The 20,427-nt window shown below is 72.5% G+C and carries 21 protein-coding genes; 11 read left to right on the top strand and 10 right to left on the bottom strand.

Annotation, left to right across the window (positions count from 1 at the left end; all coding sequences use genetic code 11):
* Positions 1-15: 15 nt before the first annotated feature.
* From AMY39116_RS0327305 to AMY39116_RS0327295, 3 genes are all read right to left on the bottom strand, one after another.
* On the bottom strand, positions 16-381 hold the full coding sequence (locus AMY39116_RS0327305; RefSeq protein WP_020420790.1) for a DUF4260 family protein: 366 nt from the start codon (positions 379-381) through the stop codon (positions 16-18).
* Between the two features lie 113 nt (positions 382-494).
* The gene (locus tag AMY39116_RS0327300) at positions 495-887 is read right to left on the bottom strand and encodes a DUF4233 domain-containing protein (RefSeq protein ID WP_020420789.1); all 393 of its coding nucleotides are present in this window, start codon (positions 885-887) and stop codon (positions 495-497) included.
* Positions 884-2,353 (bottom strand): folylpolyglutamate synthase/dihydrofolate synthase family protein, encoded by a 1,470-nt coding sequence (locus AMY39116_RS0327295; RefSeq protein ID WP_020420788.1) that lies wholly within the window; start codon positions 2,351-2,353, stop codon positions 884-886. Before AMY39116_RS0327295 ends, AMY39116_RS0327300 begins: the two co-directional genes overlap by 4 nt.
* 73 nt (positions 2,354-2,426) lie before the next feature.
* On the opposite strand from AMY39116_RS0327295, the gene AMY39116_RS0327290 reads away from it, so the two are divergent.
* Positions 2,427-3,020: a bifunctional 2-polyprenyl-6-hydroxyphenol methylase/3-demethylubiquinol 3-O-methyltransferase UbiG gene (locus AMY39116_RS0327290; RefSeq protein ID WP_020420787.1), complete on the top strand. Its 594-nt coding sequence runs from the start codon at positions 2,427-2,429 to the stop codon at positions 3,018-3,020.
* Here AMY39116_RS0327290 and AMY39116_RS0327285 read toward each other — a convergent pair.
* A complete protein-coding gene (locus AMY39116_RS0327285; protein WP_017987717.1) occupies positions 3,008-3,283 on the bottom strand; it encodes a DUF2277 domain-containing protein in 276 nt (91 codons plus the stop codon). The genes AMY39116_RS0327290 and AMY39116_RS0327285 overlap by 13 nt on opposite strands.
* Before the next feature lie 71 nt (positions 3,284-3,354).
* Between AMY39116_RS0327285 and AMY39116_RS0327280 the strand changes: the two genes are divergently transcribed.
* Together AMY39116_RS0327280 and AMY39116_RS0327275 are read left to right on the top strand one after the other, a co-directional pair.
* Entirely contained in the window at positions 3,355-4,575 is a 1,221-nt protein-coding gene (locus AMY39116_RS0327280) for an amidase (RefSeq protein WP_020420786.1), read from the top strand.
* Entirely contained in the window at positions 4,572-5,738 is a 1,167-nt protein-coding gene (locus tag AMY39116_RS0327275) for an acyl-CoA dehydrogenase family protein (protein WP_020420785.1), read from the top strand. Before AMY39116_RS0327280 ends, AMY39116_RS0327275 begins: the two co-directional genes overlap by 4 nt.
* A gap of 279 nt (positions 5,739-6,017) precedes the next feature.
* Here the strand turns inward: AMY39116_RS0327275 and AMY39116_RS0327270 are convergent, their stop codons facing one another.
* The 4 genes from AMY39116_RS0327270 to AMY39116_RS0327255 are packed head-to-tail and all read right to left on the bottom strand — an operon-like array spanning position 6,018 to position 10,057.
* Positions 6,018-6,908: a PfkB family carbohydrate kinase gene (locus tag AMY39116_RS0327270; protein WP_020420784.1), complete on the bottom strand. Its 891-nt coding sequence runs from the start codon at positions 6,906-6,908 to the stop codon at positions 6,018-6,020.
* Positions 6,905-8,347, bottom strand: a complete 1,443-nt coding sequence (locus tag AMY39116_RS0327265) for a cytosine permease (protein ID WP_020420783.1) — start codon at positions 8,345-8,347, stop codon at positions 6,905-6,907. The genes AMY39116_RS0327270 and AMY39116_RS0327265 overlap by 4 nt, the downstream gene beginning before the upstream one ends.
* 1 nt (position 8,348) lies before the next feature.
* A complete protein-coding gene (locus AMY39116_RS0327260) occupies positions 8,349-9,344 on the bottom strand; it encodes an ADP-ribosylglycohydrolase family protein (protein ID WP_020420782.1) in 996 nt (331 codons plus the stop codon).
* Positions 9,341-10,057, bottom strand: a complete 717-nt coding sequence (locus tag AMY39116_RS0327255) for a GntR family transcriptional regulator (RefSeq protein ID WP_020420781.1) — start codon at positions 10,055-10,057, stop codon at positions 9,341-9,343. Before AMY39116_RS0327255 ends, AMY39116_RS0327260 begins: the two co-directional genes overlap by 4 nt.
* Positions 10,058-10,145: 88 nt before the next feature.
* On the opposite strand from AMY39116_RS0327255, the gene AMY39116_RS0327250 reads away from it, so the two are divergent.
* Positions 10,146-11,012 carry an SGNH/GDSL hydrolase family protein gene (locus tag AMY39116_RS0327250; protein WP_020420780.1) on the top strand — a complete coding sequence of 289 codons (867 nt, stop codon included), beginning with the start codon at positions 10,146-10,148 and terminating at the stop codon, positions 11,010-11,012.
* Here the strand turns inward: AMY39116_RS0327250 and AMY39116_RS0327245 are convergent.
* The gene (locus AMY39116_RS0327245) at positions 11,001-11,447 is read right to left on the bottom strand and encodes an ATP-binding protein (RefSeq protein ID WP_020420779.1); all 447 of its coding nucleotides are present in this window, start codon (positions 11,445-11,447) and stop codon (positions 11,001-11,003) included. The genes AMY39116_RS0327250 and AMY39116_RS0327245 overlap by 12 nt on opposite strands.
* A gap of 188 nt (positions 11,448-11,635) precedes the next feature.
* Between AMY39116_RS0327245 and AMY39116_RS0327240 the strand changes: the two genes are divergently transcribed.
* From AMY39116_RS0327240 to AMY39116_RS0327230, 3 genes are read left to right on the top strand one after another with little or no spacing between them, the layout of a single operon-like run.
* Positions 11,636-12,925, top strand: a complete 1,290-nt coding sequence (locus AMY39116_RS0327240; RefSeq protein ID WP_157358705.1) for a hypothetical protein — start codon at positions 11,636-11,638, stop codon at positions 12,923-12,925.
* Between the two features lie 9 nt (positions 12,926-12,934).
* Complete coding sequence (locus AMY39116_RS0327235) at positions 12,935-13,426, top strand: DinB family protein (protein ID WP_051123605.1); 492 nt, start codon at positions 12,935-12,937, stop codon at positions 13,424-13,426.
* Positions 13,427-13,458: 32 nt separating this feature from the next.
* Positions 13,459-13,686: a hypothetical protein gene (locus AMY39116_RS0327230; protein WP_020420776.1), complete on the top strand. Its 228-nt coding sequence runs from the start codon at positions 13,459-13,461 to the stop codon at positions 13,684-13,686.
* Positions 13,687-13,966: 280 nt separating this feature from the next.
* On the opposite strand, the gene AMY39116_RS0327225 is transcribed toward AMY39116_RS0327230, so the two are convergent.
* Entirely contained in the window at positions 13,967-16,591 is a 2,625-nt protein-coding gene (locus AMY39116_RS0327225) for a valine--tRNA ligase (RefSeq protein WP_020420775.1), read from the bottom strand.
* Between the two features lie 92 nt (positions 16,592-16,683).
* On the opposite strand from AMY39116_RS0327225, the gene AMY39116_RS44795 reads away from it, so the two are divergent.
* The 4 genes from AMY39116_RS44795 to AMY39116_RS0327205 all read left to right on the top strand — a co-directional run bounded on the left by AMY39116_RS44795 (position 16,684) and on the right by AMY39116_RS0327205 (position 20,425).
* The gene (locus AMY39116_RS44795; protein ID WP_020420774.1) at positions 16,684-17,514 is read left to right on the top strand and encodes a hypothetical protein; all 831 of its coding nucleotides are present in this window, start codon (positions 16,684-16,686) and stop codon (positions 17,512-17,514) included.
* Positions 17,515-17,570: 56 nt separating this feature from the next.
* Entirely contained in the window at positions 17,571-18,548 is a 978-nt protein-coding gene (locus AMY39116_RS0327215) for a hypothetical protein (RefSeq protein ID WP_020420773.1), read from the top strand.
* Between the two features lie 40 nt (positions 18,549-18,588).
* Positions 18,589-19,026 (top strand): MarR family winged helix-turn-helix transcriptional regulator, encoded by a 438-nt coding sequence (locus AMY39116_RS0327210; protein ID WP_020420772.1) that lies wholly within the window; start codon positions 18,589-18,591, stop codon positions 19,024-19,026.
* A 61-nt stretch (positions 19,027-19,087) separates the two neighbouring features.
* A complete protein-coding gene (locus AMY39116_RS0327205) occupies positions 19,088-20,425 on the top strand; it encodes an MFS transporter (RefSeq protein ID WP_157358704.1) in 1,338 nt (445 codons plus the stop codon).
* Positions 20,426-20,427: the final 2 nt, after the last annotated feature.

The raw sequence follows: 20,427 nt of genomic DNA, 5'->3' as shown, positions 1-20,427 counted from the left end.
GTCCGGACGGTGAACTCACGCGGTGGCGCGCTGCCTGCCGTCGGCCGTGCGCAGACCGTAACCGAAGGCGCGGTCCACGACGATGTGCGCGAGCCAGGCCAGTCCGAGCGTGAAGACGGCGGGGCTCGCGACGAAGCTGAAGACCACAAGCAGGACCACCGGACCCGCCCAGTGGTGGGCGGCGTTGTAGAACGGCACCACGCGGCGCGGCAGCACGCCCCGCTCGGCCTGCGGCGCGCCGATCCCGGCCAGGAACGTCAGGTCCGGCCCGATCAGGCCGAGCAGCAGGGCGCCGACGGTCCAGCCGCCGTGCTTGACAGCCTCGAACACGGCGAACGCGAGCAGGAAGACGCCGGCGACGGCCCAGGCGGTGCGCTTCATGGGAACACTCCTCCGAGATCGGTTGTCCATTTCGAGAGCAGTGCTCTCACGAAGACAAGCATGACCCGGCCGAGTGCCCTTGTCAAGAGCACTGCTCTCTGTTCGGATCGCCGCTACTGCTGCTGGCTGGGCAGACGGCCCTCGGCCATGCGCCGGGCCACGTCGTTGCGCAGCCACAGCGCCCACAGCCAGAACGCGAGGAACAGCAGGCCGATGACGCCGATCGCCACCGTGTCGACGAAGTACGCCACCAGCGCGACCTGCAGCACCAGGATCGCCGGCACCGCCCAGCGCCGCTTCAGCACGCCGCACAGCAGCACGTGCAGCACGGCGATCACGATGATCCCCCAGCCCGCGAGGGTGCCGATGCCGCCGCCGAGGTTCGCGATCACCGGCAGCGCCAGTCCGACCGTGATGGCCTCGCAGATCAGCGTCCCGGCCATCACGCCGCGGAAGGACTTCATCGGGTCCTTCGCCGGGGGCCGGACCGTATTCTCCTCGCTCACGCGGGCTCCTTCCCGAACAACGTCCGCGCGTCCCCGACCGTGACGACGGAGCCCGTGATCAGCACACCGCCACCGGCCAGCGGTTCGCCGCCGTCGCTCTCCTCGACCAGCGCGACCGCGGTCTCCACCGCCGCGTCCAGGCTGGGCTCGGCGACCACCCGGTCCTCCCCGAACACCGCCAGCGCCAGTTCGTTCAGCTCGTCCAGCGGCATCGCGCGGGGCGAGCTGTTCTTGGTGACCACGACGTCGGAGACCACCGGCTCGAGCGCCTCCAGCACGCCGCGCACGTCCTTGTCCTCGAGCACCCCGATGACCGCGGCCAGCCTGCGGAACGCGAACTCCTCCTCGATCGCGGTGGCCAGCGCCCGCGCGCCGTGCGGGTTGTGGGCCGCGTCCAGCAGCACCGTCGGCGCGGCGCGCACGGGCTCCAGGCGGCCCGGGATCTCCACCGCCGCGAACGCCTCGCGCACGGCATCGATGTCGAGCCGCCTGTCCTTGCCCGCGCCGAAGAACGCCTCGACCGCGGCCAGCGCCAGCAGCGCGTTGTTCGCCTGGTGCACGCCGTGCAGGGGCAGGAAGATCTCGTCGTAGACGCCGCCGAGGCCCTGCAGGCTCAGCATCTGCCCGCCGACCGCGATCTCGCGCCGCAGCACACCGAACTCGCTGCCCGCGCGCGCGACCGTGGCGTCCACCTCGACGGTTCGCTCCAGCAGCACGCGCTGCGCGTCGGGCTCCTGCTCGGCGAGGATCGCGACGCTGCCCGCCTTGATGATCCCGGCCTTCTCGCCGGCGATCCCGCCGAGGTCGCTGCCCAGGTAGTCGGTGTGGTCGAGGCCGATCGGCGTGATGACCGCGACCTGCCCGTCGGCGACGTTGGTGGCGTCCCACCTGCCGCCCATGCCGGTCTCGATCACCGCGGCGTCGACCGGCGCGTCCGCGAACGCGGCGAACGCCATGCCGGTGAGCACCTCGAACTTGCTCATCTTCGGGCCGCCCGCGTTGTCCACCATGCCGATGTAGGGCGCGATGTCGCGGTAGATGTCGACGTACTTCGACGCCGCGATCGGGGCGCCGTCGACGGCGATCCGCTCGGTGACCAGCTGCAGGTGCGGGCTGGTGTAGCGGCCGACGCGCAGCCCGAGGCGGGACAGCAGCGCGTCGATCATGCGGGTGACCGAGCCTTTGCCGTTGGTGCCCGCGACGTGGATGACGGGGTAGGTCTTCTGCGGGTCGCCCAGCACGGTCATCAGCGCGGCGATGCGGTCGAGCGACGGCTCGATCTTCGTCTCCGGCCAGCGCTGGTTCAGCTCGGCCTCGACGCGCAGCAGCTCACGGCGGGCCTGGCGCTCGATCTCCTCCAGGTCGACCGGGTCGATCTCGGCCGGGTCGTCGGGCAGGGGCCCGGCTACGAAGTTGCCCCCGCTGGACAGCTCCGCCGGGTACTCCTCGTCCTCGCCCGATGTCACGCGTTCTCCCTCTTCGGCCGGGGTTGACTACCCGGCCGAGTCTACTTTCGCGGGTACTGGCAGGTTGGGCTGCATGCCGTTCGACCACAACCACGCCTACCACCGGTTGCTGCTGCGGCACGTGCCCGCCGGGGCGCGCACCGCGCTGGACGTGGGGTGCGGCGCGGGACGGTTCACCCGGAAGCTGGCCGCGGCGGGTCTGTCGGTCGAGGGGATCGACCCGTCCGCGGAGGTCATCGCCGCGGCGCGGGCGCTCGGCCCCGGCATCACGTACCGGAACGAGGACGTCACGACGGCGGAGCTGGGCCGCTACGACTTCATCTCGTGCCTGGCCTCGCTGCACCACGTGCCGTTCGAGACGGTGACGAAGCTGCGGGCGGCGCTCAACCCGGGCGGGGTGCTGGCGGTGCTCGGGCTGGCCAAGCCGCGCTCGCTCGCGGACTGGGCGATGTGGGGCCTGTTCGCGCCGCCGGTCAACCTGGCGGCGCGGCTGGTCGTGGCGGCGGGCGAGCACCTCAACGGCGGCCCGGATCCGGTCGCGAAGGCGCCGGTGCGCGACTGGGACACGACGATGACCCAGGTGCGACGCGACTCGGCGCGGCTGCTGCCCGGATCGAGCGTGCGGCCGCTGCTGTTCTTCCGCTACCTGCTGCTCTACCGCGCCTGACGCGCGGCGATGCGCGCGCGCACCTCGGGCCGCCGCAGCGGGGGGACCGTCGTGGGTGGCTGGCGGCGCGCGGGCAGCTCGCCGAGCAGCCGCGTGGTGATCTCGGCGATCTCCGCGACCGCCCGTTCGAACGGCTCGCGCGTGGCGTCGGACAGGGTCTGCACCCCGGTCACCTTGCGCACGTACTGGCGCGCGGCGGCCTCGATCTCCTCCGCCGTCGCCGACGGCTCCAGCCCGCGGAGCACCGTGATGTTTCGGCACATGTGGCCGAGACTACGCGCGCCGCGCCCTCGACGGGGTCACACTGATCGGGCAAGCTCTCGGGAAAGTCCCCGTGCACGAGGAGGTGTGCGCGCTGTCGACCGACTTCGGCGCCTACGTCGAGCGCTTTCCCCTACCGGAAACCGGAATCCCCTTCGCGGTCAAGGACTTCCTCGACGTGGCGGGCCAGACGACGCGCAACGGCACGCCCGGGCTGGGGCACCACCTCGCGGCCGAGGACGCCGAAGTGGTCGCCCGGCTGCGTGCCGCCGGTTACGTCCCTGTCGCTCGCACCACGGTGCCGGAACTGGCGTGGTCGGTCCGCACGCCCGGCTGCCGCAACCCGTGGGCGCCAAACCGGGACGCGGGCGGCTCGAGCGGCGGCTCGGCGGTCGCCGTGGCCACCGGGGACGTGCCGGTCGCGCTGGGCACCGACACCGGGGGCTCGATCCGCATCCCGGCCGCGCTGTGCGGGGTCGCCGGGCTGCGGCCGACGCACGGCACCGTGCCGGTGCGCGGGGTGACTCCGCTCGTGCCGTCGATGGACACCGTCGGGCCGATCGCGCGGACCGCGGCGGACTGCCTCACCGTGCACCGCATCCTGGCCGGCGACGGCGAACCAGCGCCGGACACGGTCGAGGGTCTGCGCCTGGGCTGGCCGGAGCACCTGTGGCGCGGCAAGATCGACCCCGAGGTGCTGGAAGTGGTCGAGTCGGCCGCAGGCACCCTCCGCGCGGCCGGCGTGGAGATCGTGCCGGTCGAGCTGCCGCTGGGCGCCCGGCACGCACGCTCGGCCGGGTTCACGACGATGCTGTACGAGTCCGCCCAGCAGTGGTGGCAGGCCTACTCGGACGACCCGTCCGGCTTGCGTGGCCGCGCGATCGGGCAGCTCAAGGCGGGCATCGAGGTGAGCCGGGACGACTACGACGCCGCCCGCGCCCGCGCCGCCGAGATCGCCGGCGAGGTGGACGCGGTGTTCACCGAGGTCGACGCCCTGTTGATGCCCACCCTGCCGGTCACCGCCGCGCCCGCCGACACCGACACGGTCGAGCTCGGCGGGCGAGCGGAGTCACTCGAGAACGCCTACTACCGGCTGACCGCACTAGCCTCCGTCAGCGGGCATCCCGCGCTGACGGTCCCGGCCGGGCTGACCGGCGCCGGTCTCCCGGCCGGCGCCCAGCTCGTCGGGCCACGGCGGCAGGAAGCCCTGCTCTGCCTGCTCGGCGGAGTGATCGAAGCCGGTCCACCCGCCCGCGCCCTGGCACGGGCCCGCACAGGAAGAACGCCGTCATGACGAAGCCCGACCCCCGTGACCTGCTCGGCATCCGCGACCTGCTGAACGAGGAGGAGCGCGAGATCGCGGACACGGTGCGGACCTTCGTCCGCAAGGAGGTCGCCGACCACGCCGGCCAGTGGTTCGAGGACGCGACCTTCCCGAGGCACCTGGTCGGGCAGCTCGGCGAGATGGGCCTGCTCGGCATGCACCTCACCGGGTATGGCTGCGCGGGCACCAGCGCCACCGCGTACGGCCTGGCGTGCCTGGAGCTGGAGGCGGGCGACAGCGGGCTGCGCAGCTTCGTGTCCGTGCAGGGCTCGCTGGCGATGTTCCCGATCTGGAAGTACGGCTCGGACGAGCAGAAGGACCGCTGGCTGCCGGCCATGGCGCGCGGCGAGGCGATCGGCTGCTTCGGCCTCACCGAGCCCGACCGCGGGTCCGACCCCGGCGACATGCGCACGTTCGCCAAGCGCGACGGCGGCGACTGGATCCTCAACGGGTCCAAGATGTGGATCACCAACGGCACCCTCGCCGACGTCGCCGTGGTGTGGGCGCGCACCGACGAGGGCGTGCGCGGGTTCGTGGTGCCGACGGACACGCCGGGGTTCACCGCGCGGGAGATCAAGCACAAGCTGTCGCTGCGGATGTCCGCGACGGCCGAGCTGTCGTTCGACGACCTGCGCCTGCCCGGCGACGCGGTGCTGCCCGGCGTGACCGGGCTGAAGGGGCCGCTGTCCTGCCTGTCGGAGGCGCGGTTCGGCATCCTGTTCGGCGCGCTCGGCGCGGCCCGCACCTGCTACGAAGCCGCACTCGACTACGCGTCGACACGTGAGCAGTTCGGCCGCCCGATCGGCGGGTTCCAGCTGACGCAGCAGAAGCTCGTCGGGATGGCGCTGGAGCTGAACAAGGGCATGCTGCTCGCGGTGCACCTCGGGCGCCGCAAGGACGCCGGCGAGTTGCCGCCCGAGCTGGTCAGCTTCGGCAAGCTGAACAACGTGCGCACCGCGATCGACATCGCCCGCACGGCTCGCACGATCCTGGCCGCGAACGGGATCAGCCTGGAGTACCCGGTGCTGCGGCACGCGAACAACCTGGAGAGCGTGCTGACGTACGAGGGCACGGAGGAGATCCACACGCTCGTGCTCGGGCAGCTGCTGACCGGGCAGAGCGCCTACCGCTGAGCCGGCGCGGCCCGGCCGGCGAGCGCGTCGGGCTCGCCGGCCGGGCGCCTTCTCGTGCCGCCGGCCCGGCACGAGAAGGCGCGCGGTCCCCGGTGGACGCCGAGGAACTCGCCACTCGGGCTGAGCGCCGTTCGCCGACGACAGCCACCGCAAGCCCGGCACCGCTCGGCCGGGCGCGAGAAGACCCGCGGCCCCCGCCGCAGAGCGCCTACCGCTGAGCCGGCGCGGCCCGGCCGGCGAGCGCGTCGGGCTCGCCGGCCGGGCCTGAGTGGCGCAGCCCTACCGCTGAGCCGCCAGGAACTCGTCGATTTCCTGGCGGCCAGGCGCGGTCGCGGGGCCGGGGCGGAGCACGGCCATCGCGGCGGCTGCGTTCGCCCGACGAGCCGCCACAACAAGGTCCGCCCCTGCCAACAGCTCCGCAGCGAGCACGCCGCAATGCGCGTCGCCCGCGCCGTTGGTGTCCACGGGCTCCACCGGGAAACCCGGGATCGTCCGCACGTCGCCGTCCACGGACAGCAGGCAACCGGCCGGGCCGTCGCGGACGACGACCGTTCCGCCGAGCGACGACGCGGCCTCCGTCAGCGAGTCCTTTCCGGACAGTGCACGGGCCTCCGCGGCGTTGCAGCTCAGGATGTCCACGTGCGGCAGCACGAGGTCCAGCGGCAGGTCGGCGGCGAGCGGGCCGGGGTCGAGCAGCACCCGCGCCGGCACGGTCGGCAGCCACGCCGCCAGCGCCGCGCGGTTCGGCGGGTGCGCCAGCGAGTACCCGCTGACGTACACCAGGTCGTCCGCCGCCACCGGCACGTCGTCCAGCCGGCCCGGCGCCAGCAACCCCTCGGCGCCGGTCCCGGTCACGAACGTCCGCTCACCACCGGCATCGACCAGCACCACGCACACCCCGGTGTCCACATCGGACAGCGGAGCCTGCGCCACCGCGATTCCCTCCGCCGCCAGCGCCGCCCGGACCGCGTCCCCGAACCGGCCCGCGCCGTGCGCGCCGGCGTAGACCACCTCGGCGCCGGAGCGGGCCGCCGCGGCCATCACGTTGAACCCGCCACCGGGAGTCAGATCCATCCCGTCCGCGAGCACGTCACCGCCGCGCCGCGGCAGGTCCGGCACCCGCAGCACCAGGTCGACGATCACCTGGCCGGTGTGGACGAGCCTGCTCACTTCGACGCCGTCCGCGCGCCGCCGAGCAGCCCGTACAGGCCGCCGGCCACGACGAGCGTGATCAGCCAGCCCAGCCCGTTCTGCCCCGGCCAGGTGTTCGCGAACGGCCCGGTGAACCACACGTCCTCGCCGGTGCCCGCGGTGGTGAACAGGTACCCGGTGACGATGCCCGCGGCCCAGGCCAGCAGCGCGCGCGGCTCGATCCCGGCCCGGTACCAGTACACGCTGGTGCGGCGCAGGTCCATCAGCCCGGCCGGGTCGTAGTGCCTGCGGCGCAGCATGTCCACGCCGAACACGCCGACCCACGCGGTGATCGGCACCGCGAGCAGGCTGATGAACGCGATGAACGGCCCGTAGAAGTTGTCCGCGACGAGCATGAAGTACGCGGCACCGGCGAAGGTGACGATCACGTCGACCACCACCGCGTACACCCGCTTGATCCGGATGCCCAGCGTCAGGGTGGTCAGCCCCGCGGAGTACACCGACAGGTGGTTGGACAGCAGAAGCCCGCCGAACGCGGCCAGCAGGTACGGGACCGCCATCCACGCGGGCAGCATCGACCGGATCGCGGCGACCGGGTCGTCCGCCTGTGCCAGCGTGGGGTCGCCCGCGGAGAGCAGGCTGCCCAGACCGATGAGGAGCACCAGCGGGATCCCCGCGCCCGCGGCGGCGGACAGCACGAGCGACCCGTTCCGCACCGCGGGCGACTGGTAGCGGGACATGTCGGCCGAGGCGTTCGCCCAGCCGATGCCGGTGCCCGCCGCGATCGTCCCGACCCCGGCGATCATCGCGCCCACCGACGCCGGCTCGGCGGCGCCGACCGCGCTCCAGTCGATGGTCGCGACCAGGTTCACCGCGACGACGATGTTCAGCGCGCCGAAGATCCACGTCGCCCAGCGCTGCACGGCGACCAGCACCGCGTGCCCGAGCCCGGACACCACCACGGTGCAGACGACGAACACCGCGATGCACACGATGGTCAGCACCGGCGCGGCCTTAGCGTCCGAGGCGGTGCCGAACACGATGGCGCACAAGGACAACAGGGCGAACGCGGCGGTCGTGGTGTTGACCGTCTCCCAGCCCAGCCGCGACAGCAGCGACACCACGGTCGGCCCGGCGTTGCCGTGCACGCCGAACACCGCGCGGGACAACGTCAGGCCGGGCGCTCCCCCGCGCCGCCCGGCGATCGACACCGCGCCGACGATCGCGAACGAGCCGACCGACCCGATCACCGCGACGATCGCGGCCTGCCAGAACGTCAGCCCCTGGATCGCGACCAGCGTCGCGCCGAGCGGCAGACCGAGGATGGAGATGTTCGCGGCGAACCACACCCAGAACAGCTGCCCCGGCCTGCCGGTGCGTTCGGCCTCGGGGACCGGTTCGATGCCGCGGGTCTCCAGTGCACCCGCGCGGGACTCGACAGCGGTGTCAGTCGCCATGTCACTTCCTTCCACGAATTTCCAGCAGCCCGTCGACGACGGGGCCGAGGTCCAGCCGGTTGACCGCGAGGACGGTGCCGACCGGTCCGGCGGGCAGTCCGGCGAAGCCGTGCTGCGCGCCGAGGATCGCGCCGCACATCGCGGCGACGGTGTCGGTGTCGCCGCCCAGTCCGGCGGCGAGGGTCAGTGCGTCGGCGGGCCGGTCGCCCAGCGCTTGCGCCAGCGCGATCGCGGCGACCACCGATTCCTGCGCCGCGACCGAGGTGCCGATCACCTGGTAGACGGCGTCGGCGAGGGTCGCCGAGTCCATTCCGGACACCCAGCCGCGGGCCCAGCGGATGCGGGCCGCGATGTCGCCGCCCGCGCTCCAGGCGCCGCGGCCGGCACCGGCGGCGGCCGCCGCTTCGGCGTGGTCGAGCGCTTCGGGCAGCGACGCGCCGTCCACTCCCGCGGACACGGCTGCCGCGACGGCCGCGGCCGCGGCGATGCCGAGGCTGGAGTTGTGCGTGACGAGGCTGGCTTCGGTGACGGCGTCGAGCAGGCAGTCCAGCTCCGGCGGGGTCGCGATCGCCACCGGCGTGATGCGCATGGCGGCGCCGTTCGTGCTGCCCCCACGCCCGGCCTCGGCCGGGTCCGCGCCCGACTGGAGCAGGTCCAGCGCACGCTTCGTGGACGGGCCGAGCAGGTCGGCCGAGCCGCGCCGGATCATGTCGGCTTCCCAGTCGAGCAGTGCGCGGGCGAACACCAGCGGGTCGATCCGGCCGTCGCCGTCGATGAGCAGCCGCGCCAGCAGCAGGGCCTGTTCGGTGTCGTCGGTGATGGAGCCGGCCGGCATGCCGGGCGCGATCGGCTGGTCGGCGACTGCGTCCACGAGCGTGTCGATTCGTCCGTAGCGGCGGGTGATCTCGGTTCGCGACATCGACTGCGTCGGCATGCCCAGCGCGTCGCCGAGGGCGAGCCCGGCGAACGCGCCGAGCGCCCGGTCCCGCGCGCTCACCGGCGGCCGAACGTGAGGTGGAACTGGAACCGCGCCGGGTCCAGGAGGCTGACGACGTGCTCGACGAGACCGCCCGACGCGTCGGTGCTCGTGCGGACCGCGCGAAGGAACAGCGTGCCTGCCGGACGTTCCAGCAGCGCCGCGGTCTCCGGGGTCAGCGCCTCGGTGCCGATCCACTGCTCACCGCCTTCCGCGCGCAGGCCGGCGTCGGCGAGCGTCGCGGTCAGCGAGCCGCGCACCAGGCCCCGCTCCGGCAGCCCGGCGAGCGCGCCGGTGCCCGGGACGAGCGCGACCTCCAGCGACACCGGACCGGCGGCCTGGTCGCGGCGCAACCGGCGGATCGAGACGAACGACTCGACCCCGAAGCGCTCGGCGAGTGCGTCGTCGCGCACGTGCTCGATCGCCAGCAGGTCGGTGGTGATCTCGAACCCGGACCGGGCGAGCGCGGTGGCCCAGCCGACGGTCTGGTCCAGCTCGACGCCGTCGAAGGTGACGAACGAACCGACGCCGCTCTCCGTCGCGATCAGTTCGCGCCGCTGCAGTTCGGACAGGGCGCTGCGGACCGTGCCCCGGCTCACCTGGTACCGCTGCGCCAGCTGGTGCTCCCCGGGCAGCCGCTCGCCACGCGCCAGCCGGCCCGACCGGATCTGCTCGGCGAGATCGGAGACCAGGCGGTGCCGCTTGGAAAAGCCGACCTGTTCAGTCCTGTCCATACCTGTACATTACCCCGGACAGGTGACGGAACGCGAGCCCACCCGAATGGCGGCGGCAGGCTGACCCGCGCGGAGCTATGAACTACCCATGCGCCGCAGCATGTTCGTCCTCCTGGTCGCCGCCTGCACGTTGCTCGCCTCGACGCTCACCGCGTCCGCCCAACCCCGCTACCGGCACTACGTCGCGCTCGGCGACTCCTACACGGCGGGCCCGCTGATCCCGCTGCAGCGCCTGGACCCCGTCGGCTGCCTCCGCTCGACCGGGAACTACCCGTCGCTGCTGGCGATCACCTTGCGGGTCGGCTCGTTCACCGACGTCTCGTGCAGCGGCGCGGACACCCACGACATGGTCGCCCCGCAGGAGGTGATCCTCGGCCCGAACCCGCCACAGCTGGACGCCCTGCGCCCGGACACCGACCTGGTCACGCTCGGCATCGGGGGCAACGACTACGGCGTCTTCGGCACGATCATCGGCACCTGCCCGGGCCTGCGCGCCTCCGATCCCACCGGCAACCCTTGCGAGCGCCACTTCACCGTCGACGGCGTCGACACGATCAAGGCGCGGCTGCCACAGACGCAGGCGAACGTCACCGCGGTGCTGGGCGAGATCCACGACCGCGTGCCGGAGGCCGAGGTGCTGGTGATCGGCTACCCGCGCATCGCGCCGCCGTCGGGGACCTGCCCGGACGTGCTGCCCTTCGCCGACGGTGACTACCCGTGGCTCAACAGCGTGGAGGAAGAACTCAACGCGGCGCTGGCGAAGGCGGTCGCCGACGACGGTGATTCGTCCTATGTGGACACCTTCGGACCGTCACTGGGCCACGACGCGTGCGCCCCGCCGGGGCAGGCGTGGATCAACGGCAAGGACCTCAAGCCGTGGGCCGCGAACTACCACCCGTTCTTCATCGGCATGCAGGGCGTCGCCGCGGTGACGTACGCGCACCTACGCGATTGACCGCGCGAACCCGAGGTGGTTCGGCAGCTGCCAGGTCATCGACACCGTGGTGCCCTCGTCGGTCGCCATGACCTCGACGTGCCCGGCCAGCCCACGGATGAGCCGGAGCCCGCGGCCATCGGACATCGAGCGGCCCGGCGGCGGTGTCTTCCAGCGGCCGCGATCGATGACGGTGACGGCGATGAGGTCGTGGTCCCGGCTCGCGTGCAGTTCGACCGGTCCGTCCGTGCCCTCCGGGTAGGCGTGGGTCACCGAGTTCGTCAGCGCCTCGTAGCCGGCGAGACCGATCGCGTGCGCGAGGTGACCCGGGAGGTCGAGGTCCTGCGCCCAGCGCACGAGCTCGTACCGCAGCGCCGTGATGTCACGGGGCGAAGCGGGCCAGCGGCAGTGCAGGCTGGTCTCGGTGCACCCCGACGGCCTGGGAGTCCTGTCCATCGGTCTTCCCCACTCGAGCACCTACAGGTCCGTCCATCTTCACACCTCCGAGTGAACCGCTGAAGGGTCCTTGTGCCCTTCCCTGGCAATTGCACTGATTTGCCGTTTCCAACGCCGACCGGTGGCGGAACCGTTCGCGCCGCACCCCCGTCACAGCTCCGGTTCGATGATCAACTGGGAGTGGTGACGTGTCGTACAGGGTGACGGGTGTTCTGGCGGCGGCTTGCGCGGTCGTGGTGCTCGCCGGCTGTGGTTCCGACGGCGGGCACCCAGCCGCGCCGCCCGCGTCCAACAGCGCCACGCCGTCCGCGCCGCGGGAACCGCTTCCCGCCGAGTTCGACGCCGCCCGCGGCTGGTCGATCAGCGCCGAGCAGGACGTCGAGTTCGCGCGCCCGACCGGCGCGCCGGAAGCCCGCCTGTTGCTGGTGCGGGCGAGCGGTCCGGACGGGGTGCACGTGGTCGCGCACGACGCCGTCACCGGGGCGGTCCGGTGGCGCAGCCTGCCGGTGCCGGAGCCCGAGGGCGACCTCGACTCCACAGTGTTCGTGACCAGTGACGGCGGCCGCGAGTACGCGGTGCTGGCAACTACCGGCACGGGCGCGGACAACGGCGTCGACAAGCCCGCGCGGAGCACGCGCCTCTACGTGTACGGCACGGACTCGTCGGGCACGGCGGTCACGCCGGAGCGGGAGGTCAGCCTGCCCGTCACGTCCGGCGACTACTGGGCGCAGACCGACGGCCGGGTGTTCCTGGAGCACGGGGACACGGTGACCGTGGTGCGCGTCGCGGACGGCAGCATGACCAGCTACCCGGAGGACGACGCCGGGCTGCGCCCGCCGAAGGAGTGCCCGCACGCCATCGGGTCGTGCACCGACGGGATGGCCGTGGTGGCGGCGACCGCGAGCGGGCCGCTGGTGCAGGGCTTCCAGTCGTTCTGGGTGCCGGGTGCGTGGATCAGCGACGACGTCAAGCCGACCGGCGCGAGCTCGAACGAGGGCTTCCGCAACGACGAGGTGGTCGGTTCCCCCGACGGGCGGTCGGTCCTCGCCGGCTGGCCGACCGAGGACCCCACGGAGTGGTTGTGGGCACTGCACGACGGCGCGACCGGACAGGTCCGCGGCTCGGTGAAGTGCGACCTCGACGGCGGCACCGCCCACGGTCCGTCCGGTCTCGAACCGGTGGTGTCCGGCGATCACCTGCTCGCCGGCTACGTCGCGTTCGACCTGTCGACCGGGCAGGGCCAGTGCTTCGCGGAGACCCCGGACCGGCGTGCGATCGAGCTGACTGCGGTCGGCGGGGACACCGCCTACGGCACGGCGGGCAGCGACGACACGCCGGTCAGCGTGTCCCTGAGCACCGGCACGGCGACGCCGCTGCCCGACGGCACCAAGGTCCCGGACGGCGTCGCGGCCGGCTCGGCGTACCTGGGCACGGCCACCGACGGCGGCGAGAGCATCCTCGTCTACCCGCCCGCCTAGAGTGAGCCGATGACTCGGGGTGATCTACGACCGCCCAGCCTGAACGCGGACGAGAAGACGACGCTCGTGGCCTTCCTCGATTACCTGCGGGAAGCGATCATCGGGAAGGCGCACGGCGTGGCGGACGAGGCCGCGCGCACCGCGGGCGTCCCGTCCGGCACGAGCCTGCTGCGGCTCGTGAAGCACCTGATCGCGGTCGAGCACAACTGGTTCGTGTGGGCGTACGCGGGCGAAGAGGTCGAACTGTGGGACGACGAGGCGTTCCCCAGCCCGGCGGACACCGCCGAAACGCTGTTCGCCGAGTACCGCGCCATGGTCGAGCGCTGCAACGCGATCATCGCCGCCTGCCCGAATCTGGACCGCCCTGGCGCGCGATCGCTGCGGGAGACCGACCCGCCGTCGATGCGCTGGGTGCTCGTGCACATGATCGAGGAGACCGCACGGCACGCCGGGCACGCCGACATCCTGCGTGAACAGATCGACGGCTCCACCGGACGCTGACCACTCCGCGCGGCGCGGGAACCAGCGCCTGGGTGAGTGTCCTGCCATGCCGGGATTTCGTCTTCCCGCACGGCGCCACCCAGTCCCCGGCGGGCTGGGACAGGCTGACCACGATCCTCACCGCTGGCGGTCACCGCTGCGCCACGCCGGATCTCCCGACCGGCCACCCCGAGTGGAGCACGGCCGATTACGTGCGGGCCATCCGGCGACAGGTTCCCGCGGAGTTCGACGCCGGGTTGGCGGTTCGCCACCTCGCCTGAATCGGGGCTGCGGTGCCGGACTCCACCTTCATCCTGCCCACGCTGGACCGCACCCTCCGGTCGCCGAAATCCTCGACAGCATCACCTGAACCCACGACCGGACGCCACCCCAGCCCACGAACCCGCCGCCGCTGGACACGCCCTGCCACCACCGAACCCGCGACCGGGCGTCGTCACGGCTCGCGATCCGACGGTCCGTTCGCGGAAGTGGCCCCGAGCTCGGCTCCGTGGGCCGACAACGGCGCCGGGACGGGCGCGAAGCCCGTCCCGGACCGCGTGATCAGGCCGTGGGCAGCGAGGCCAGCCGCGCGGTGAGCCGCTCGATGTCGGCTGCCGCCGCGTCCCGGCGCACCTTGATCTTCTCGACCACGTCGGCGGGCGCCTTGTCCAGGAACGCCTGGTTGCCGAGCTTGCCCTCGGTCTGCTTGAGCTCCTTCTGCGCCGCGGCCAGGTCCTTCTCCAGCCGTTTGCGCTCGGCCGCCACGTCGACCGCACCGGACAGGTCCAGCTCGACGTGCACGTTCCCGCTCGACAGGCTCACCTCGACCGAGGCGGACGCCGTGAAACCGTCCTCCGGGGCGGTCAGCCTCGCCAGTGCGCGCACCGCTTCCTCGTGCGCCGACACGTCCGCGACGCCCGCGCCGTTGACGCGCGCCGCGACGCGCTGGCCGGGCTTGAGGCCCTGGTCCGACCGGAACCGGCGGATCTCGGTGATCAGCTTCTGCACGTCGGCGATGCGGGCGTCGGCGGCCGCGTCGGCGTAGGAGGCGTCCGCCTTCGGCCAGTCGGCGATGACGATCGACTCGCCGCCGGTCAGCGCCTGCCACAGCTTCTCGGTGATGAACGGGATCACCGGGTGCAGCAGCCGCAGCACGGTGTCGAACACGTGCCCCAGCACCGCGCGGGTGCTGTCGGCCCGGTCACCGGCGATCTGGACCTTCGCCAGCTCCAGGTACCAGTCGCACAGCTCGTCCCAGGTGAAGTGGTAGAGCCGGTCGACGGCCTTGGCGAACTGGAAGTCCTCCAGCAGTTCGTCCACTTCGGACACCGTGGCGGCGAGGCGGCCGAGGATCCAGCGGTCGGCCTCGGTCAGCTCCGCGGCCGGCGGCAGCGGCGTCGCCACGGTGGCGCCGTTCATCAGCGCGAACTTGGTGGCGTTCCACAGCTTCGTGCAGAAGTTGCGCGACCCCGCGGCCCACTCCTCGGCCAGCGCCATGTCCGAACCGGGGTTCGCGCCGCGGGCCAGGGTGAACCGGGTGGCGTCCGCGCCGTAGCTGTCCATCCAGTCGAGCGGGTCGATGACGTTGCCGCGTGACTTCGACATCTTCTTGCCCTGCGCGTCGCGAATCAGCCCGTGCAGGTAGACGTGGTCGAACGGCTGGACGTCGTCGCCGCCGTACAGGCCGAACATCATCATCCGGGCGACCCAGAAGAACAGGATGTCGTAGCCGGTGGACAGGACGCTGGTCGGGTAGAACTTCGCCAGGTCCGGCGTCTTCTCCGGCCAGCCGAGCGTGGACAGCGGCCACAGGCCCGAGGAGAACCAGGTGTCCAGGACGTCCGGGTCCTGCGTCCACCCCTCGCCGGACGGCGGCTGCTCGTCCGGCCCGACGCACACCGTCTCGCCGTTCGGCCCGTACCAGACCGGAATGCGGTGGCCCCACCACAACTGGCGCGAAATCGTCCAGTCGTGCATGTTGTCGACCCAGTCGAAGTAGCGCTTCTCCAGCTCCGGCGGGTGGATCTTGGTGCGGCCGTCGCGGACCGCGTCGCCTGCCGCACGGGCCAGCGGTTCGACCTTGACCCACCACTGCAGCGACAGCCGCGGCTCGACGACCGTGTCGCACCGCGAGCAGTGGCCGACGGCGTGCAGGTACGGGCGCTTCTCCGCGACGATCCGGCCCTGCTCGCGCAGCGCCGCGACGATCGCCGGGCGCGCCTCGAACCGGTCGAGACCCTGGAATGGGCCGGGCACGGTGATCGTGGCGCGCTCGTCCATGATCGTCGGCATCGGCAGGTCGTGGCGGCGGCCGATCTCGAAGTCGTTCGGGTCGTGCGCCGGGGTGACCTTGACGGCGCCGGTGCCGAACTCGGGGTCGACGTGGTCGTCGGCGATGATCGGGATGCGGCGGCCGGTCAGCGGCAGCTCGACCTCGGTGCCGACCAGGTGCTTGTACCGCTCGTCGTCCGGGTGGACGGCGACCGCGGTGTCACCCAGCATCGTCTCGGCGCGCGTGGTGGCCACGACGATCGAGTTCTCGCCGTCGCCGTAACGAATCGAGACGAGCTCGCCCTCGTCCTCGGAGTGTTCGACCTCGATGTCCGACAGAGCGGTGAGGCAGCGCGGGCACCAGTTGATGATGCGCTCGGCGCGGTAGATGAGGCCGTCGTCGTAGAGGCGCTTGAACATGGTCTGGACGGCGCGGGACAGGCCCTCGTCCATGGTGAAGCGCTCGCGCGACCAGTCGACGCCGTCGCCGAGGCGGCGCATCTGGCCGAGGATCTTGCCGCCGTACTCGGCCTTCCACTCCCAGACGCGCTCGACGAACTTCTCGCGACCGAGGTCGTGGCGCGACTTGCCGGACTTGGCCAGCTCGCGTTCGACGACGTTCTGGGTCGCGATGCCGGCGTGGTCCATGCCCGGCAGCCAGAGGACCTCGTAGCCCTGCATCCGGCGGCGGCGCGTCATCACGTCCATCAGGGTGTGGTTGAGCGCGTGCCCCATGTGCAGGCTGCCGGTCACGTTCGGCGGCGGCAGCACGATGGTGAACGGAGGCTTGTCCGACCCGGCCTCGGCCGTGAAGTAGCCCGCGTCTACCCACCGCTGGTAGAGGGCGGCTTCTTCGTCGGCCGGGTTCCACGCGGCCGGGAGGGCGGGCTGCTGGTCAGGGGCGTTCTCCGTCACAACCGGTAAGTGTACGAACCTGCTAATCAGCGCCGCATCCGCATCTCCTCCGGGGCCGGTAACGATCTCCGGCGAGGCGCGATGGGTCCGAAGTGGACGGCTACGAGCACATCCCCGGCCCCGCGGAGCGGGCACCGTGGCGGCTGATGACGGCCCTGGTGACGGCGGCCACACTGGCCCTCGCCGGCGTGGCGGCGCTGGTGGTGGCGCCCGCGACCCGGCCGATGGCGGTGCTGTCCGCGGCCAGGGCCGCGGGCCTGCCTGCCGCGTTGCCGGTCGCGGTGCCGGTCGACCTCGCCGCACCCTTCGCCGCCACGCCCGCGGCGGCGTGGCCGGACGGCATCGACGGGCTGCGCCTGCCCGCCGCGATGCCGGTCGGCGACTTCTCCGCCGCCGAGGTCGCCGCGGCCGCCGAGCAGGTCCGGCAGCTGACCGCGGCGCTCAACGTCGATCGCGAGGTGATCGAGCAGCGCCGGTTCGAGCGGTTCCTCGGCCTCCTGTCCCCCAGGGCGCGCGAGACCGCGGAGCCGGCCGTGCTGGCGCGCACGGAGAACTTCCCGGTGTACCTGGCCGTGATCGCCGACGGCTACCGGCTGCTGCCCGCGGGCCCGAAGACGGACGGGACCATGTCGGTGGGCCCGGGCGCCAGCCGGGCGGAGCTGACCGTGCGGGTGGACCTGCGCGTCGCGTACGCCTTCGACCCGGCGGGCGCGCCGGTGTTCGACCCCGCCGAGCTGGTCGTGCTGCGCACGTTCCAGCTCGATTTCGTGGTGCGCAGGTCGCCGCCGTTCAAGGCCGCCACCGCGGGGATCGATTTCCTGGGCGGCCAGACCTACCTCGAAGGCGGCGCCTGCCGGTACGCCCGAGTGAGCCTCGTCGCACCGTTGTTTGCGGATCGGTCTCAGGACGCCTGCACCCCGTAACGCTCGCCCCCCGGTGTCGATCAGAAGGCGAGATCGAACCGGAAGGCAGGTCCGAAGTGGACGACTACGACATCGCGGAGCACCCGGATCTGCGGGACCCCGACTGGCAGCGGCGCGCGGCGAAGCAGGCGCGGGCCGGCCTGCGCCGCGAGCGCCGGACGGGCAAGCGGCTCGCCTGGACCGGCGTGTCGCTGGTCGTCGTGGCCGGGGCGGTGTTCGGGCTCGTCCAGTGGGGCCGCTCGACGTCCGCCCACTACGACGGCAGCGCTCCCCCACCGGCCGAGATGCGCCCGACCGCGCCGAGCGTGCTGCCGGACATCGCGCGCGTGAACCTGGAGCGCCCGTTCGACGGCACCCCAGCCGAAACCTGGGGCGAGTCGGTGGACGGGCTGCTGGCCCCGCCGCCCGGCCCGGTCGGCGGGTTCTCCGCCGGCGAGGTCGCGGCGGCGGTCGGCCAGGTGCGGGAGGTCATCCGGGCCGGCAGGCTCGACCGGCGCACCATCGAGGGCCACGACGGATCGCTGCTGCTGAACCTGCTGGCCCCGAACGCCCGGCGGGAGTTCGCCAAGTCGATCAACGACCGGACGGACGACTTCCGGTCCGTGGTCAGCTTCGCCGAGGACGGCTACCGGCTGCTCCCGGCGGGCCCGCGGATCACGGGCACCATCACCGCCACCCCGGGAGACGACGCGAACAGGCTCGCCCTGCACGCGGACTACTCGGTCGCCTACGCGTTCGACCCCGGCACCTACGCGCCGATCCTGAGCCCCGCCGACATCGACGTGTTCCTCCGCTACGAGGTGGACTTCGAACTGACCCGGGGCGCCTCGTTCCAGAAGAACGACCGCGGCCTGTGGGTGACGATGACCCAGGGGGTCATCTACTCGATGGCCTGCGAGCCGTCGAAGCGGGGCTACCTCGCACCGGCCTACAGCGAGCCCCGTCCCGTCACGCAGGACACCTCGGGCTTCGACGAGGCGGCGATGTACGACGTGACCAAGCCGATGCCGGAGTTCACCGGCGGCTGCGAGTAGTCACTTCGACAGCCCAGACTCAACAGTCTAGACTGTCTATATGACCCGGGTACCGAACGACGCGGCGCGCCTCGCCGGTGCGGTGCGCGCCGTCGTCGGGCAGTTGCACCGCCGGTTGCGCCAGGTGGACAACGCGGGCGTCCTGACGCCCTCGCAGTCGGCCGTGCTCGCGCGGCTGCACCGGGACGGCCCGGCCACCCAGGCGCAGCTCGCGGCGGCCGAGCACGTCCGGCAGCAGTCCATGGCGGCCACGCTGGGCGCGCTGGACGAGCTGGGCTACCTCAGCCGCACCCGCGACCCGCGTGACGGGCGCCGCGTGCTCGTCGCCCTGTCGGACCTGGGCGAGAAGACCGTGCGGGGCGTGCACCAGCACCGCGAGGAGTGGCTGGCGCGCGCCCTGACCGACGACCTCACCGCCGAGGAGCGCCGCAAGATCGACGAAGCGCTGCCCCTGCTCGCGAAGCTGGCGCAGCGATGAGGAAGTGGTGACCACGTCCCAGCGGACGACACAGCTCACGCGAACCGCCTACCCGCCGCGCATGGTCCTGCCCCTGGTGGCCAGCGCGGTGCTCAACCCGATCAACTCCACCCTGATCGCCGTGGCGCTGGTGCCCATCGGCCAGGCGTTCGGCGCCGGGCCGGGGGAAACGGCCTGGCTGATCACCTCGCTGTACCTGGCCACGGCCGTCGGGCAACCCGTCGTCGGGCTGTTCGTCGACCGGTTCGGGGCGCGGCGTGTGCTGCTGGCCGGTTCGGTGACCGTGTTCGCCGCAGGCGTCGGCGGCCTGCTCGCGTTCTCGCTGGGCTGGCTGGTCGCGGTCCGGGTGGTGCTCGGCATCGGCACCTGCGCCGGCTTCCCCGCCGCGATGGCGGTGCTGCGCAAACGCGCCGACGCCACCGGCGGCGGCGTGCCGAGCCGCATCCTGTCGGTCCTCGCGATGTCGTCGCAGACCGTCATGGTCATCGGCCCGACGCTGGGCGGCGCACTGATCGGACTGGCCGGCTGGCCGGCGATCTTCGCGGTCAACATCCCACTCGCCGCGGTCGCGTTCGTGCTCGCGCTCGTCTGGGTGCCCAAGGACCCGCCGCGCACCGGCCGGCGCGAGCCGATCGACGTCGCCGGCATCGCCCTGTTCTCCGCGACCCTGCTCGCGGTGCTGCTCTACGTGATGGCGCCCGCGGTGTCCGACCTGTACCTGCTCGGCGTCGCGCTGGTGCTGGGCGCCCTGTTCGTCCGGGTCGAGCTGCACGCCGAGCGCCCGTTCGTCGACCTGCGGATGCTGGCGGGCAACCGCCCGCTCCTGCGCACCTACCTGCGCCAGGCGCTGGCGTTCCTCATCGTCTACTCGATCATGTTCGGCTACGTCCAGTGGCTCGAATCCGCGCGCGGGCTCACCGAATCGACGGCGGGCGCGCTGCTGACCCCGATGTCGGTGGCCGCCGTGCTGGCCGCGGCGTCGGCCGGCAAGCCGACACGGCTCAAGGGGCGGCTGGTCGTCAACTCGCTGGCGCTGCTCGCCGGGTCGGTGCTGCTGCTGTTCGTGCACGACGGCACGTGGATCGCCGCGCTGGTGGTGCTCGCCGCGGTGTTCGGGCTGGGCCAGGGCCTGACGAGCGTGACCAACCAGACCGTCCTCTACGGCCAGGTGCCGCCGGAGGTGATGGGCACCGCGAGCGGCCTGTTCCGCACGGCGCAGTACCTCGGCGCGATCGGGTCGTCGACGCTGATCGCGCTGTGCTTCGGCGACCGGGCCACCTCGCACGGCCTGCACGAACTGGCCGCGGCGCTCATCGTGATCGGCGTCGTGCTGTTCACGGTCACGGTGACCGACCGGAAACTCGGTACTCGCGCGAAGGCGGGCGCTGACGCAAGATAGGG

The sequence above is a fragment of the Amycolatopsis sp. ATCC 39116 genome (assembly GCF_000231075.2).
Taxonomy (GTDB): Bacteria; Actinomycetota; Actinomycetes; order Mycobacteriales; family Pseudonocardiaceae; genus Amycolatopsis_E; species Amycolatopsis_E tucumanensis.
The sequence above is the reverse complement of the archived record's forward strand: the minus strand, read 5'-3'. Positions and strand labels throughout refer to the sequence as shown.